This is a genomic window from Herbaspirillum sp. alder98 (assembly GCF_020179755.1).
GTDB lineage: Bacteria > Pseudomonadota > Gammaproteobacteria > Burkholderiales > Burkholderiaceae_D > Herbaspirillum.
This window is the reverse complement of record NZ_JAIUCY010000001.1, coordinates 986,820-1,002,140: the sequence shown is the minus strand read 5'-3', so window position 1 is coordinate 1,002,140 and position 15,321 is coordinate 986,820. Positions and strand designations below refer to the sequence as shown.

8 protein-coding genes are annotated in these 15,321 nt (G+C 62.3%); 4 read left to right on the top strand and 4 right to left on the bottom strand.

Translation table 11 applies throughout. The features are described from left to right. The first annotated feature begins 210 nt into the window (after nt 1-210). Genes bcsA through bcsZ form a run of 4 tightly spaced genes read left to right on the top strand, consistent with a single transcriptional unit; the run spans nt 211 to nt 8,975 of the window. Nucleotides 211-2,598 carry a UDP-forming cellulose synthase catalytic subunit gene (gene bcsA, locus LBW87_RS04585; protein ID WP_225200239.1) on the top strand — a complete coding sequence of 796 codons (2,388 nt, stop codon included), beginning with the start codon at nt 211-213 and terminating at the stop codon, nt 2,596-2,598. A gap of 13 nt (nt 2,599-2,611) precedes the next feature. Continuing rightward, nucleotides 2,612-4,966, top strand: a complete 2,355-nt coding sequence (locus LBW87_RS04580) for a cellulose biosynthesis cyclic di-GMP-binding regulatory protein BcsB (protein WP_225200238.1) — start codon at nt 2,612-2,614, stop codon at nt 4,964-4,966. An 11-nt stretch (nt 4,967-4,977) separates the two neighbouring features. After that, nucleotides 4,978-7,785 (top strand): cellulose synthase subunit BcsC-related outer membrane protein, encoded by a 2,808-nt coding sequence (locus tag LBW87_RS23970; protein WP_225200237.1) that lies wholly within the window; start codon nt 4,978-4,980, stop codon nt 7,783-7,785. Next, the gene (gene bcsZ, locus LBW87_RS04570) at nt 7,782-8,975 is read left to right on the top strand and encodes a cellulose synthase complex periplasmic endoglucanase BcsZ (RefSeq protein WP_225200236.1); all 1,194 of its coding nucleotides are present in this window, start codon (nt 7,782-7,784) and stop codon (nt 8,973-8,975) included. The genes LBW87_RS23970 and bcsZ overlap by 4 nt, the downstream gene beginning before the upstream one ends. Before the next feature lie 90 nt (nt 8,976-9,065). Here bcsZ and LBW87_RS04565 read toward each other — a convergent pair whose 3' ends face one another. The 4 genes from LBW87_RS04565 to LBW87_RS04550 form a co-directional block, all read right to left on the bottom strand. Next, nucleotides 9,066-10,385 (bottom strand): MFS transporter, encoded by a 1,320-nt coding sequence (locus LBW87_RS04565; RefSeq protein ID WP_225200235.1) that lies wholly within the window; start codon nt 10,383-10,385, stop codon nt 9,066-9,068. 263 nt (nt 10,386-10,648) lie between these two features. Beyond that, nucleotides 10,649-11,401, bottom strand: coding sequence for an SDR family NAD(P)-dependent oxidoreductase (locus LBW87_RS04560; protein WP_225200234.1), 753 nt, complete (start codon nt 11,399-11,401; stop codon nt 10,649-10,651). Nucleotides 11,402-11,527: 126 nt separating this feature from the next. Next, nucleotides 11,528-12,373 carry an ureidoglycolate lyase gene (locus LBW87_RS04555; protein WP_225200233.1) on the bottom strand — a complete coding sequence of 282 codons (846 nt, stop codon included), beginning with the start codon at nt 12,371-12,373 and terminating at the stop codon, nt 11,528-11,530. Between the two features lie 489 nt (nt 12,374-12,862). Next, nucleotides 12,863-14,971 (bottom strand): tetratricopeptide repeat-containing sulfotransferase family protein, encoded by a 2,109-nt coding sequence (locus LBW87_RS04550; RefSeq protein WP_225200232.1) that lies wholly within the window; start codon nt 14,969-14,971, stop codon nt 12,863-12,865. Nucleotides 14,972-15,321 lie beyond the last annotated feature (350 nt).

Here is a 15,321-nt window from a genome sequence, read left to right as displayed (position 1 = left end):
ACCGCAAAATCTGAGCTCAGGATGAATTTGTTATTTTATTAATTTTCCTGTGATGATTTTTTTGGTTTGAGGGGGGGCGGATTGGTCAGCCTCTTGACGAAAACTTACCCGGCTTTTATAAGTTGCGATAATGCAATTTCCGCTGTCAAGTTTAGACTTGGCGACAGGGAAGGCCGGTCGATCTAACCGGAACGTGGGAAGCTGCAATCGATGAACAGGCAACACACCGACAATTCGGAGGCAGCACCAGCATCAACCGGACGCGTCGGCAGCCTGGCCGCTCGCGCCGGCATCCTGGCGCTGTGGCTGGTGGTGGCGGTGGTCCTGCTGGCTGCCATCACGGTACGGGTCGACCTGGCCGCGCAGGGCGTGATGGCGGGTAGCGCCGTGGTGCTGATGCTGCTGATGCGCAGCTTCGGTTATGTGCGCCGGCTGCGGGTGTTCTTTTTACTTATTTCCAGCTTCCTGCTGTTGCGTTACCTGTGGTGGCGCACGTTCAACACGCTGGCCTACGACAATGTGGCCGATTTCATCTTCATGGCGATGTTGTACGTGGCCGAGGTGTATGGCATCTCGGTGGCCTTGCTGAGTTTCTTCGTCAACGTCCATCCGCTCAAGCGTGACCCGTTGCCGCTCGACCTGCGGCCCGGCAAGCTGCTCACGGTCGACGTCCTGATCCCGACCTACAACGAACCGACCGACCTGCTCGAGATCACGCTGCGGGCCGCGCTCGACATGCGCTATCCCGAGGCGTCGCACGTGCGGGTGTACCTGCTGGACGATGGCGGCACGCTGCAAAAGCGCACCCAGGCCTCGCCGGCCAAGGCGGCCGAGGCCCAGCAGCGGCATATCGACCTGCAAGCGCTGGCGCGGCGTCACGGCGCCCGTTACCTGACGCGTGACAAGAACCTCAATGCCAAGGCCGGCAACGTCAACGAGGCGCTGGCGCATTGCATCGGCGACCTGGTGCTGATCCTCGACGCCGACCACGTGCCGACCGTCGACTTTCTCGAGAAGACGGTCGGCTTCTTCCAGCGGGACGACAAGTTGTACCTGGTGCAGACGCCGCACTTCTTCATCAATCCCGATCCGGTCGAGAAGAATCTCGACATGTTCGGTCGCATGCCACCCGAGAACGAGATGTTCTATGCGGTGATACAGCGCGGCCTCGATTTCTGGGACGGGGCTTATTTCTGCGGTTCGGCCGCCGTGATCCGCCGTTCCCATCTGGACGAAGTGGGCGGCATCGGCGGCGTCTCGATCACCGAGGACGCCGAGACCGCCATGAAGCTGCATGCCAAGGGCTATCGCAGCGCTTACCTGAACGAGCCGCTGATTTCCGGCCTGCAGCCGGAGACCTTTTCCAGCTTCATCGTGCAACGGCTGCGCTGGGCGCAGGGCATGGTGCAGCTTTTCCTGTTGCGCAATGTGTTCACCATGAAGGGGCTGACGATCCCGCAGAAGCTGTGTTACTTCTCTAACACCTTCTACTGGTTCTTCAGTTATGCGCGCGTGATGCTGCTGCTGGCGCCGATGGCTTACCTGGTGCTGGGGCTGCGCTTCTACAACGCCAGCATTCCCGAATTCTTCGCCTACGGCCTGCCGGCCATGATCGGCGCCATCCTGACCTCGGATTACCTGTTCGGTCGCTATCGCTGGACGCTCATCTCCGAACTCTACGAAATGCTGCAGTCGCTGTTTTCGCTGCAGGCGATCCTGATGGTGATCAAGAACCCGCGCGCGCCCAGCTTCAACGTGACACCCAAGGGCGAGCACCTCGAACATGACACCGTGTCGCAACTGGCCGGCCCGTTCTACTTCGTCTACGCGATGGTGGTGCTTACCATGGTGGTGGGTCTGTTCAAGCTGTTTCACGCCAATGAGCACCAGGACGTCATCATTTCGGCGCTGTGCTGGGATCTGCTTAATCTGATCATCCTCAATGCCTGCATCGGCGTGCTGTACGAACGCAAGCAGCGCCGTGCCTCGCCACGGGTGCCGGTCAACCTGAATGCCGAAGTGGCGCTGCAGCGTGAACGCGACGCCGGCGTCACCGAGCGTCTCGATCCCGAGCACAGCGCCGAGGTCGATCGCATTCTGGACGACCCCTTGCCGTGCCGGGTGGTCGATATTTCATCGGGCGGCGCGCAATTGCAGTTCGCCATCGAACTGGCGGGCCAGGTCAACCTGCGCATGAATCGCCTGCGCGTCTACAACCGGGCGCTGGGGCATGACAGCCTGATTCCGATTGCGGTGCGCAGCAGTTTCACCTCCAAGGACAAGAAGCGTTTCCTGGTGGGCGTGCAATTTACCGATCGCAGCGTGGAGGGTTTGTCCGAGACGGTCTCGCTGGCCTCCGGCGACAGCGTCCGCTGGAGCGAATATCGCGCGCATCGCAACCAGCGCCTGGGCATCTTTGGCGGCATCGCGCTGCTGGTGCGCCTGGGCACGGTGCATGTCAGCGCCCAGTACTACCTGTTCTGCAAGGGCCTGGTGTCCTATCTGCATCGGCGCCTGGTGGCGCCCGTGCTGGCGACCCGGTTCGTGGCCTCGCTGCCGTACCGCCTCAAGCGTTTTTATCGTTATCTCATCAACTGATTCGGAGTTGCTCATGTCCTCGCCCCAAAGCCTCGCGCGGCGTTTTCCCCTGGTTGCCACCGGCAGCGTGCTGCTGGCCGCCGCCCTGATGTTCGGTTGGCAGGCACTGGCCCACGCGCAGCAGCCGGCCCGTGCAGCGGCCGCTCCGGTGGCGGCCCCGGCGACCACCGCCAACGTCACCGTCGCCAATGCCGCAGCCGCGCCGGTCAAGGATGGCAGCCGTGAAATCCGCCTGGCCGACCTCGGCGGCAAGCCCGGCGCAATTCGCCTGACGCGACTGGATGGCGCGGCCATGCTGTCGCTGCCGCTGTCGCGTCGCGAAAGCATCAAGTCTGCCGTGCTGCACCTGGTGTCGACCAACTCGATTGCGCTCAACAGCCGCTCGCAACTGGTAGTGCGTCTTAACGGCCAAAGCATCGCTCAGCTGCAATTGTCGTCGCGCCAGCCAGAGATCACGGCCGATATCCGCTTGCCGGTGGATCAGCTCAAGCCTGGTTACAACCAGTTGATCTTCCGCGTGGCCCAGCACAGCCAGGACACGCAGTGCGAAGACCCTAATGCGCCGGAACTGTGGACCGAGATCGACACCGTGCAATCGACCTTGCGTCTGCAATCCGATCTCAAGCCGGTCACGCCGCTGCTGTCCGACATGAACGACCTGTTCGATCCCAAGCAGCACGTGGCGCAGAAGTTCAACATCATCACCGCCGCTCATCCTGATTCGGACGACGCGCTGGCAGCCGGTGGCATGGTGGCGCAGGGCATCGGCCTGAAGTTGAAATACGTCTTGCCGGCCATCCGCCAGGTCGACGCTCAGGCCGGCACTGGCGCCGGTCCTGTGCCGGGCCTGCAACTGGGCGCGCTGGCTGGCGCCGACAATGTGCTGGTGGGCACCCGCGACCAGCTCAAGCCTTATCTCGACGCCAAGATCCTGGCGCAGATCAAGGACAGTTTCCTGGGTATCTATGCGATGCCCGATAACCAGCACGTGCTGCTGGTGGTGTCCGGCGTGGATGCGCGCCAGGTCAGTCGCGCAGCGCAGGTATTCGCCTGGCAGAACCTTGAGTTCCCGCAGCAGAACCAGTGGACCATCAGCGAATTCAATCCGCCCGAGTTGCCCAACTACCTGCCGCAGGCCAATATCGCCGCACAGGGCATCTACAGCTTCAAGCAGTTAGGCTTCAACACCGGGCCGATCACCAGCGTCGCGCCGGCCGAGATCAACGTCAACCTGCCGCCTGACGTGTATGCGCAGGAAGATGCGCAGATGGAGTTCCGCATCAACTTCTCGCAGGGCGCCATGATCAACTCCAGCATGGTGATCAACCTGTACCTCAACGATGTATTCCAGCGCGCCATTTCGATCGAGGATCGCCAGGGCGGGTTCTACGATAACTACCGCCTGACGCTGCCGCTGCGTCACTTCAAGCCGGGCAACAACGTCTTGTCGTTCCGTCCGGTGATCATGCCCAATCGCCAGTGCGACCAGACCGGCCCGCTCAACATGAGCCTGTTCGACGACTCGTCGGTCAAGGTGCCTTACATCTATCGCTTCGCCCAGTTGCCGGACCTGTCGCGCTTCGCCAGCAACGCCTTCCCGTATGTGACGCAAAGCGACGGCAGCCGCCTGGCAGTGGTGGTGGCCGGTCGCGACAGCGCCACCATCGGTGCGGCCTGGACGCTGCTGGCCAAGGTGGCCCAGAAACAGACCGTGCCACTCAATGGCGCCCAGGTCACCTTCGGCAAGCCCACCGTCAATCGCAATGCGCTGGTGGTGGGGGCCGTGGGCAGCCTGCCGCGTGACCTGATCAAGGAAGCGCCCTGGACCCTCGACAGCAACCTGACCTTCGCCGGCGCCTCGATCCCGATGGCCACGCCGAGCACCCAGTCGAGCTGGTTCCGCCAGCAGTTCCAGACCATCGCCGGCACCAACCGCAGCACCGCCGATTCGAGTTACCTCAATACCGGCGTCACTGGCGACGCGCGCCTGAACCGCCAGATGCTGGTGATGCAGTTCCGCTCGTCGGCGCTGGACGACCATACCGCGACCGTGTTCGCCTCGGCCAACCCTGCGCAACTCGAGCAGGGCATGGAACAACTGGTCGCTCCGGCGGCCTGGAACAACCTGGCCGGCGATGTCTCGTTGCTGTCGTTCGGCAAGAGCGAAGTGGCGACCCAGCGGCTGGGCCCGACCTACGATGAAGGCACCATCGGCAATGCCGAATACCTGGGCTATATTGCGTCCAAGTATCCTTGGATCTGGTATGGCGTGGTGATGTTCGCCCTGCTGGTGCTGGCATGGCTGTGCTGGAGACAGTTGCGTGCCCACCTGCGCCGCCGCCAGGCACATCGTAATCTGGACGTCTGAAGGACGACTTCGTGACAGCGACTCGATTTCCTAAACAAACGGTATTAAGTCGCAGTCTGGGCCTCGGCCTGGCTGCGGCCGCCAGCTGCGGCTGGCTGGTGTCGCCGGCGTGGGCGCAGCAGGGCAACCTGGACCATGTGCAACGCCAGGGACAGCAGCTTGACGTGGTGCGCGGTGGTGGCGATCTCCGCACCGGTCAGGATGACAGCGTACGCGCCAGTCGCAGCGTGCAACAGTCGCTGCGCCAGCGCGCCGAGCAGAACCGGCGCGAGAGCGGCCAGTTGCGCCAGCGCGAACAGCAGGCGGTCCTGCGTCGCTCGACGCAGGAGGCCTCGGCCACCACGACGGCCGGGGGCGCAGTAGTAAGCGATGGCGTTGACGAGCGCGGCCTGTGGAAGCTGCTGCAACAAAAGAACCTGGTCGCCTTCGACCGCCAACTGGCCAGCCTGCGCCAGCAACACGGCGAGTGGAAACCATCGGCTGGCCTGCTGCAGGAACGTCAGCGTCTGCAGAGCGATGCCGACATCGATCGCGCACTGGCGCAGGCGGCCAACGGGCAGGGCGTGGCGCTGGACGATTTGCAGGCGGTGGTGGCACGTTACCCGGCGCAATTCTCATGTGAGCGCATCGATCGCTTGTGGAGCGCCGCCGAACTACTGGCCAAGGGCGGACGTCGCGATGCCGCGCTGGCGCTGTATCGCTCGGTGTTTCCCGCTTGCACGCCGCCGGCCAACCGGATTGCCACGCTCTACATGGCGCAGCAGACGCTGGGCGCCGACAGCGAGGCCGTCGCGCGCCTGATCGAACTGGAAAGCGCCGGCCAGCGCGACGACGAGAGCCAGGCGCGTTTTGCGCGGCTGGTCTACGACCGCGAACTGACGCGCCTGGCGGCGCTGGCCCCGGCCAGCGAGCAGGCATTGCAACTGGCAGCGCCGCTGTCGGAGCCGGTGCGCGGCTATCTGGATGCGCCCGCCGCCACGCTGATCGGCTGGATCATGCTGGCCCACAACGACCTGGCCGAAGCGGCGGTCTGGTTCAATCGCGCCCGCCAATGGCAACCCGCCAACGTCGATGCGCAACTGGGCCTGTTGCAGATTGCGCTGGAGGCGGGCAACGTGGCCGGCGCCGACGCCTTGCTGGCGCAACCGGCGCTGGCGGCAGATCCGCGTGCCCGCGCGCAACGTGCGCGGCTGCAATTGCTGCGGGCCGACCAGCTTAATCGCGACAAGAACTACAGTGCCAGCCTGGCCGCGCTGGACGACGCCATGCGCCTGGGCGCGAGCGCCGGGCAGACGGCGCAGCTGCGCGCCTGGAACCTGTATGGCAGCGGTCGTTATGAACAGGCTGCGCAGATTTTCGCCAGCCAGTACCGCAGCGACGGCGATGCGCGCATGGCCGAGGGCTGGGCACTGGCCGAGAGCGCGCGCGGACGTCTCGACATCCTGGCTGCCGATCCCGAAGCGAGCCAGGCGCCATTGGCCGATTACGTGATGGCGCTGCAGGCGCAGCAACTGTATTACCGCAAGCAATTCATCGAAGCGCGCAGCCTGCAGCGCCGCATCGAATCCGACATCGCCGCCCAGGAGATCAAGGACAACGTGGCGGCGCTGCAATTGCGCGAGAGCGTGACCGCCTATCAACCCGCGGCCGACCTCAAGGGCGTGGGCGCGGCGTCGGTGACGGCCGGACTAAGTTATTCCAATCATGCCGGCGCCGACGGCCAGGGCCATCTCGAAACGCTGTCCCCGGCATTGCGTGCCGAATGGTTCGGCGGTGCCAACGGCACCCGCGTCTACAACCTGCGCTGGCGCGCCCTGCAACTGGACGCCGGGCGCATCACGCCCGAGCAGACGGCGCAGGCGCTGGGCGTACCGGCCAGCGCCACGCAATCCGGCAAGCCCACCGTGCAGGACCTGTGGTTCAGCGTCGAAGACAGCCTGTGGCTGACCTCGCTCGGTCGGTTGTCATGGCAGGCGGCGGTGGGGGCCACCACCGGCGGCACGGCCAGCAGCGCGCTGCATGGCATGGCATCGGTCGGGCAGCAAACGGCCTGGGGCAGCTGGTCGACCTATGTCGGCAGCAACCCGGTGCGCGATTCGTTATTGTCATGGCGCGGCACGGCGCTGGGCACCACCGGCGACTGGTGGGGCGCGGTGCGGCGCAATGCCATCGGCGCCCGCACGCTGGTGCAGGTCAGCCCGCGCTGGAGCACCTCGGCCAATGTCGAACTGGCCACTTTCAGCGGTTACAACGTGCAATCCAACCGCGCGGCGGTGCTTGATCTGGGCGCCGGCTACGATCTCAAGCTGGCCGACTTCGATTACTTCAATGTCGGGCCGGCGCTGCATTACCTGCACTATGACAACAACCAGAACCAGTATGGCTGGGGCCTGGGCGGTTATTACAGCCCGCAGCGCTCGGTCAGCCTCGGCCTGGCCTCCCAGTTCCTGACGCTGGAAGGGCGGCAGACCCAACTGACCGGCAACCTGGAACTGGGCATCAACCGCTCCAGCGAGTCGGCATCGAGCTGCCTGCCGGTGTCGACCCGCAGCGTGGCAGCAGGCGCAATCAATTGCGGTTATGCTGGCAGCAGCAACAGCGGCATGTATGCGCATGTGCAACTGGCGGCGGTCAAGCGGCTGTCGTCACGCTGGCAACTGGGTGTGCTGGGCGACCTCAATGTGACGCCCGGACGCGACCGCCAATATGCCGCCATGCTGTTCGTGCGCTACTTCTTCGAAGACCGGGCGGCGGTGTTCAGCCGTGACCTGCCGAAGAACACGCGCGACTTTTCTGGTCAGCTGGACGATGGACGATGACATCATTGCGACACAAGCGGCGCCTGCTGTTGCAGGCCGCCGCAGCACTAGCCTGCAGCAGCTGGCTGCCGGCCATGGCGGCTGAAGCCGCCCCCCACGCCTGTGCGGCCAACTGGCCGCAATGGGACGCCTTCGTGCGGCGCCAGTTGCAGGCCGACGGCCGCATCGTCGACTTCTCGGTGCCCGAACAGCAGAGCACTTCCGAGAGCCAGTCCTACGGGATGTTCTTTGCGCTGGTGGCCAACGATCGTGCGCGCTTCGCCAGTATCTGGCGCTGGAGCCGCGATAATCTCGGCGCCGGTTCCGACAAGTTGCCCGCCTGGCATTGGGGCCGCCGCGAGAACGGCAGCTTTGGCGTGCTCGATCCCAACTCGGCCTCCGACGCCGATCTGTGGTTTGCCTATGCCCTGCTGGAAGCGGCACGCCTGTGGCAGCAACCCGACTATCACCAGGCCGCCCTGGCGCTGCTGGCGCAGGTCAAGGAGCGTGAAGTCAAGGTCATGCCCAAGCTGGGACCGATGCTCTTGCCCGGCGAGTTCGGATTCGACGCCGGCCGCGATCGATGGCGTCTCAATCCCAGTTACCTGCCGTTGCCATTGCTGCGCCGGTTTGCCGCCATCGACCCCAGCGGTCCCTGGGGCGCCATGGCGCAGACCAGCGCCAGGCTGGTCATTGAATCGTCGCCGCAGGGTTTTGCGCCGGACTGGGTGATCTACGATGCGGCCAAGGGTTTCGTGCCCGATACCGAACGTTCGGTACTGGGGAGTTACGATGCCATCCGTGTTTATGTCTGGGCCGGCGTGACCGCCGATGGCGATCCGCTGGTGGCGGGCGTACGCAAGGCACTGGCGCCGATGGTGCGTGCCGTGCTCAACTATGCGGCGCCACCGGAGAAGATCGATACCGTGTCGGGTGCGCCGGTGGGACGTGGCCCGATCGGTTTTTCGGCAGCGCTGTTGCCCTACCTGAAAGCCGTGCATGCAGATGAAGCGCTGGCGGCGCAACAGCGCCTGGTGGCAGACAAGTGGGCCGCGTGGCAAGCCTCGGCACCCAAGCCCGGCGCCGCCGGGGATGGCGAATTCAATTACTACAACAGCATGCTTACCCTGTTCGGCTGGGGCTGGTTGCAGGGGCAATACCGGTTCGACGCGAATGGGCAGCTCCTGCCCCGCTGGGCTTGCAAATCCTGATATTGAAGTTAGTGCAGTTAATTTTTCTTGCACGTCCAATACGACAAAACCCGCCATTCAGGCGGGTTTTGTCATTAGTGCAGGGTCGATTTACTTCTGTGCCGGCTCGCGGAAATAAATCCGGCGCGGCAACGCCCACAGCAGCAGGGCGGCGCCCACCACGCATTCGGCGGCCACCACATACAGGCCGATGGCGGCGCTGCCGGTGATGTCGCGAATCTTGCCGACCATGTACGGGGTGATGATGCCACCCAGCTGGCCGACCGAGTTGATCAGCGCGATACCGGCCGCAGCCGCTGCGCCCGACAGCACGCGCGGTGGCAGGATCCAGAACAGGCCGATGCCAGCGATGATGCCGGTGGCGGCCGCTGACAGCGCGATCACCAGGATCAGCGTGTTATTGCCGAAGTAGGCAGCTGCCGCATAACCGACGCCACCCAGCAGTGCGCACGAAGCCAGGTGCCAACGGCGTTCGCCGGTGCGATCCGAGCTGCGCCCGATCAGGATCATGCCCAGGCCGGCGGACAGGTACGGCACCATCGAGATCAGGCCGATGATGAAGGTGTCGTCGGTGCCGGCGGTCTTGATCAGTTGCGGCATCCAGAACACCAGGCCATAGATGCCAGATGCCAGCACCAGGTAGATCAGCGACATGACGATGGTGGTCGGTTGCTTCAGGGCGGCGCCGAACGAATGCACGGCTTCGCTCTTGGGCTCGGCCGCGAGGCGGTCGATCAGCAGCTTCTTTTCTTCAGGCTTGAGCCAGCGGGCATCTTCGATCTTGTCGTCGATCACCAGGAAGCACACCACGCCCAGCAGGATCGATGGAATGCCTTCCAGCAGGAACAGCCATTGCCAGCCGTGCATGCCGGCCAGGCCGTGGGTCCACTTCATGATGCCGCCCGACAGCGGGCCGCCGATGATGCCGCACACCGCGATGGCTGCCATGAACAGCGAATTGATGCGACCGCGGCGCACCGACGGGAACCAGTTGGTGAAGAAGTACAGCGCGCCCGGCACGAAGCCGGCTTCCAGCAAGCCGATCAGGAAACGCAGCACATAGAACGAGGTTTCGCTCGACACGAACATCATGGCCGCCGAGGCGATGCCCCAGGTGACCATGATGCGGGCGATCCAGCGCTTGGGACCGACCCGGTGCAGGATCATGTTGCTCGGCACTTCGAACAGGAAGTAACCGATGAAGAAGATACTGGCGCCGAGACCATACACGGCATCCGAGAAGCCGAGATCACTCTGCATCTGCAGCTTGGCAAAGCTGATGTTGACGCGGTCCAGGTAAGCGAATACGAAGCAGACCATCAGCAATGGCACGAAGCGCAAGGTGATTCTGCGGTACAGGTTTGATTCTTGAATCTCCGCCGCACTGGACGGAATGGGGGTTGCTGCCATGTTGTCTCTCCTCTGAGGGTCTTTGGGTCTTTGTTTGAAACCGAAGGCGCAAAAGTCCGCCACCGCGGGTGTCACGGTGGAAACGTTTAGTGTTTGTGTTCTTGTTATTAAGCTGGCCCACGGAAGGACTCCGGGTGCCGATGCTGCTTTTTTCTAATACTTATTGTTGCTGCTTGCCCGGCTGCAGTGTGTCCCCGTGCAGCGGGCTGGCGTCCGACGGCGGCCGATTGGCGCCGTCGGATGCGATGGGCATCAGATGCCGATCAGTAGGTCGCGCGACCGCCCGACAGGTCGAACACCGAAGCGGTGGTGAACGAATTTTCTTCCGACACCAGCCAGGCCACCATGGCGGCCAGTTCTTCCACCTTGACGAAGCGCGCGCGCGGGATCTTCGACAGCATGTACTCGATGTGCGCCGGCGTGCACTGTTCGAGAATGCGGGTCTGCGCGGCCGCCGGGGTGATGGCGTTGACGGCGATGTTCTTGGTGGCGGTTTCCTTGCCCAGGCTCTTGGTCAGGGCGATCATGCCGGCCTTGGCGGCGCTGTAGGCCGATGCAGTCGGATTGCCTTCCTTGCCGGCGATCGAAGCGATGTTGACGATACGACCGTAGTTCTGGGCGATCATGCGTTGCACCACCACCTGGTTGACGTAGAAAGCGCCGTTCAAGTCGATGTCGATCACGCGACGCCATTCTTCAGGCGAGTAGTCTGCCACCGGCGCGTTCTGGCCGGCGATACCGGCGCTGTGCACCAGGATATCGATCGACTGGGTCACTTTTTCGGTCGCCTCGATGGCGCGCTTGACGTCGGCTTCGTTGGAGATGTCGACCTTGACGGTCTCGACATTGCCCAGCTTTTCGAGCTTGGCGCGGGCATCGGCCAGGGCGGTTTCATCCATGTCCCACAGCACGACCTTTGCCTTGCCCTGCAACAGGCGCTCTGCCACGGCGTAGCCGAAACCTTGTGCGCCGCCGGTGATGATGGCGCTGCGGCCCTGGAAGTCGTAATGATTCATTAGGTGCTCCTTCTCGTAATCTTGAGGTATGTCGCGCGGTCGTCATGCATCGCCGCAGCGTTATTTTTATTATTGAATGGGGTAGTCGGCACAGACCGGGCGCGTGGGCGCCCGGCCGGCATCGATTTAGGCGTCGATGGTCTTCTGTTGTTGCTCGCCCAGACCGTCGATACCCAGGCGCATGGTTTGGCCGGCACGCAGGTAGACCGACTCAGGCTTGACGCCCATGCCCACGCCTGGAGGCGTGCCGGTCGAGATGACATCGCCTGGTTGCAGGCTCATGAACTTCGACAGGTAGGCCACCACGTGCGCCACGCTGAAGATCATGGTGCTGGTGTTGCCGTTCTGATAGCGCTTGCCATCGACTTCCAGCCACATGCCCAGCTTTTGCGGATCGGCGACTTCGTCGCGGGTGACCAGCCATGGGCCGATCGGACCGAAAGTGTCGCAGCCTTTGCCCTTGTCCCAGGTGCCGCCGCGTTCGATCTGGTATTCGCGCTCGGACACGTCGTTGACGACGCAATAGCCGGCCACGTGCGACAGCGCGTCTTTTTCGTCGATGTAGGTGCCGCCCTTGCCGATGACCACGCCCAGTTCGACTTCCCAGTCGGTCTTCTTCGAGCCGCGGGGGATCTTGACGTTGTCGTTAGGGCCGACCACGGCCGATGTCCACTTGTTGAACACGACGGGTTCGGCGGGAATAGGCAGGTTCGATTCGGCGGCGTGATCAGCGTAGTTCAGGCCGATACAGATGAATTTGCCGATATTGCCGACGCAGGCGCCGATACGCGGATTGCCATCCACCACGGGCAGGCTGTTGATGTCGAGTGCGCGGATCTTGGCCAGCGTAGCGTCATCGAGGGCGGCGCCATTGACGTCCTTGATATGCGCGGACAGATCACGGATCTTGCCAGCCTGATCGAGGATGCCGGGCTTTTCCTGCCCAACCGGGCCGTAGCGGAGTAATTTCATCGTATTTCCTTTGGAAAGATGGGTTGTCTCAAAATCCGGCACCGGCGGCCCACCCAGCGGGCTGCACACGACTTCGCGGCGCCTTGTCGTTTTTGCGGATTGGATAATACCAGTTTATTGGTAAGACCAATGTATTGTGGGGGATAAGATTTGGTTATCGGGTGATGCTGGGTGTGAAAAATATAACCTTACCTCCGTCGCCCTGACGAAAGTCAGGGGCCAGCGGCGTGGGATGCATCGGAGGGAGGTTTTACGGAACACTGCCTTCAATGCCGATGTCTTGCCCGGATTTACTTGATGGAGTGAAAGACGCCGCTGGGTACCGGCATTCGCCGGCACGACGGGTAACAACTTAAAAGTTGACGGTTTCAATCAAGAGCTGAATTCGGCCCCGATCCCTAAGCCAAGGCCATACGTGGTGATGCCTTGGTTTCGCTAAATCGTTTTTCGAACAGGTAGGTGCGCGCCTGCTGCTGGATAGCTGCGTCGTCATGGCGCATCGCTGGCTGATGGCCTTATACCCAGCGCGTTGAGCAATGGCCCCAGATAGGCCGCATGGCGACGCCAGCGGCCCTTCGATGTGGCGTAGATCGGTTGTCGCACCTGGCTTACGCTGGCGGTGCGGACGACGCGGCGGGTCTGGTGGAAGTTCAGGCAGGCGTCTTCCCACGGCATGTCGACAAAGGCAATCAGGCGGCGCGCTTCTCCTTCCAGATCATCCACCACGTTTTCGTAGTCGACTTCCAGGAAGCGATCCGGCGGCAATACCTTGCGCAAGCTATCCATCAGGGTCTGATAGTCGAGATGAAATGCGCCCAGTTCATCGAGGCGATAGGCAAACAACTGCTCACCGGCGAAAAGCTTGCTGTAACAGGACAGGCAGGTATCGACCGGGTCGCGACGGCAATGGATGATCCGTGCACCGGAAAGGATCAGCGGGATTAGTCCGGCATGCAAGAAATTAGCTGGCATCTTGTCGACCAGGCGCAATGCGTCAGGCGCCAGGTTCGCCACACGCGACAGGTAATCCTGGCCGATACGGGCGAAATCGTCATGCTTCCAGCCAGCGACGTCATCCGGGAAAGCGCCGGCGCGATCCACGGCATGGCGCAAGGCGCTCAGTTCTCCAGCGCCATGGATGCCGGAATGCGATGCGAGAATCTGTTCCACCAGCGTCGTGCCCGAACGCGGCATGCCGAGGACGAACACGGGGCGCACTGATGCTGCACCGGCGTTGCCGAATTTTTCCATCAATTCCGGTGTGAAGGTCGCGGCGATCTTCTTCATCCACGCGCCGGTCTTGACGACATCGAACTGATACGTCGCACGCTTGAGCGCATTGCCCTGATCCAGGTGGGCGAAGGCGCGCTCCGAATTGCCGGTATCAAGATAGGCCTTGCCGAGCGCGAAATGCAAATTCATCTGTTCATTGATCGCCGGCTTTATCGATTGCTCAAGTGCCGCCTCCATCAATGCGATATCCGGATCGCCGCTGCGATAAGTCTTGCTGTCGGCACGCGCCGTCATCACCATGAGCGAATCAGGAAAAAGTGCGAGCGCGCGATCAAAGGCGGCAAGCGCTTCTTCCTTGTTGCCGGTCTCCATCAGTAGCGACGCGCGCGCCACCGAGGCTTCTTCGGCCACCGTGCCGGGCAATGCGATGGCGCGATCAAATGCCAGCATGGCTTCGTCATGCTGGCCCAGCGCCTGTAGCGCCCGGCCCAGCACGTTGTACGCATTGGCGCTATCGGGAGCAAGCGTCAGCGCATGGCGCACGCAAGTGAGCGCCTCCTCCTGATGCTCGCCCTTGATGAGCAACTGCGCACGTGCCGTCAATGCCCCGGCATGCTGGGGCGCGAACGCGAGGAGTGCCTCGATCCAGCGCCGGGCATCGGCGTAGCGCATTCGCGACATCTCGATCTGGGTCAGATTGGAATAGGCATCCGCCAATTGCGGGTTGATCTCAATGGCTTTCTCTGCGGAAACAATGGCTTCGTCGAAGCGCCCCAGGTCGCTCAACAGGAAGGCCAGGTTGCTATGCGCTTCTGCGTAGTCGGGGCGCAATGCCAGTGCATCCAGATAGCTCGTCTGTGCCTGGTCGAGACGGCCCAGGAGCTTATAGGTATTGGCCAGATTGTTATGCGCCTGGTGATTGGCAGGCTCCAGCGCGACGACGTGTTGCAGGCATTCCAGGCTGGCGTCGAATTTGCCGCTTTCCTGCAGGATGATGCCGAGATTGCTCCAGGCGCCGACCAGTTGCGGCTCCTGCTCTACGGCGCGGTGAGCGGCTTGCTCCGCTTCTGCCAGCAAGCCCTTCTGACGGCACATTTCCGCCAGGTTGCTGTTGTAGATTGCCGGCGCCGTGGGAGACAGGCAGGCCTTGCGCAGATGCTCAATGGCCAGGTCGAGCTTGCCGTAGGCGTGTGCCATCACTCCCAACAAATGCAAGACATCGGGTTGATGCGGCACGACTTGCAGCACACGCAGGCAGAGTTGCTCGGCCTGAGCGGCCTGTCCGGCGCTCCAGTGCGCATAAGCCTGCCTGATCGCCTCCGGGATCGTGAGTTGTTGGGCGACAGGATAATTATTGCTGTTCAAAACTACTCCACGGCTGATGGCTGCAGAAATCGGAGCGATGCCATTGAACCCTATATAGATATGCGCGCATATTGAGCGACGTCAATACGCAACGATTTTGTCACGATAATATCAATTATTGGCAGCGCGAATTTGGATAAAAGAGGTCTTTTACCGACCCGAAGAAAACGAATGGATGCCCGTCAGTGCGCTGGTTTGAATTAAATAGTCGCGCAAATGTGAGGGGATATCGGTATCGCCAGGCCGCACTAAATCGACGTGTTCGCGACACAAGGGAACTTGCGAACGGCAGCCAAAAAAGATATAACTCTTTAAAAGAAAAATAACGATCGTAGCAAAAAAAAGTGGGG

Excerpts from the sequence above, each read along its gene's own strand:
- LBW87_RS04565 (WP_225200235.1), bottom strand. The coding sequence starts at position 10,385 with ATGGCAGCAACCCCCATTCCGTCCAGTGCGGCGGAGATTCAAGAATCA.
- bcsZ (WP_225200236.1), top strand. The coding sequence starts at position 7,782 with ATGACATCATTGCGACACAAGCGGCGCCTGCTGTTGCAGGCCGCCGCA.
- LBW87_RS04560 (WP_225200234.1), bottom strand. The coding sequence starts at position 11,401 with ATGAATCATTACGACTTCCAGGGCCGCAGCGCCATCATCACCGGCGGC.
- LBW87_RS04580 (WP_225200238.1), top strand. The coding sequence starts at position 2,612 with ATGTCCTCGCCCCAAAGCCTCGCGCGGCGTTTTCCCCTGGTTGCCACC.
- bcsA (WP_225200239.1), top strand. The coding sequence starts at position 211 with ATGAACAGGCAACACACCGACAATTCGGAGGCAGCACCAGCATCAACC.
- LBW87_RS04555 (WP_225200233.1), bottom strand. The coding sequence starts at position 12,373 with ATGAAATTACTCCGCTACGGCCCGGTTGGGCAGGAAAAGCCCGGCATC.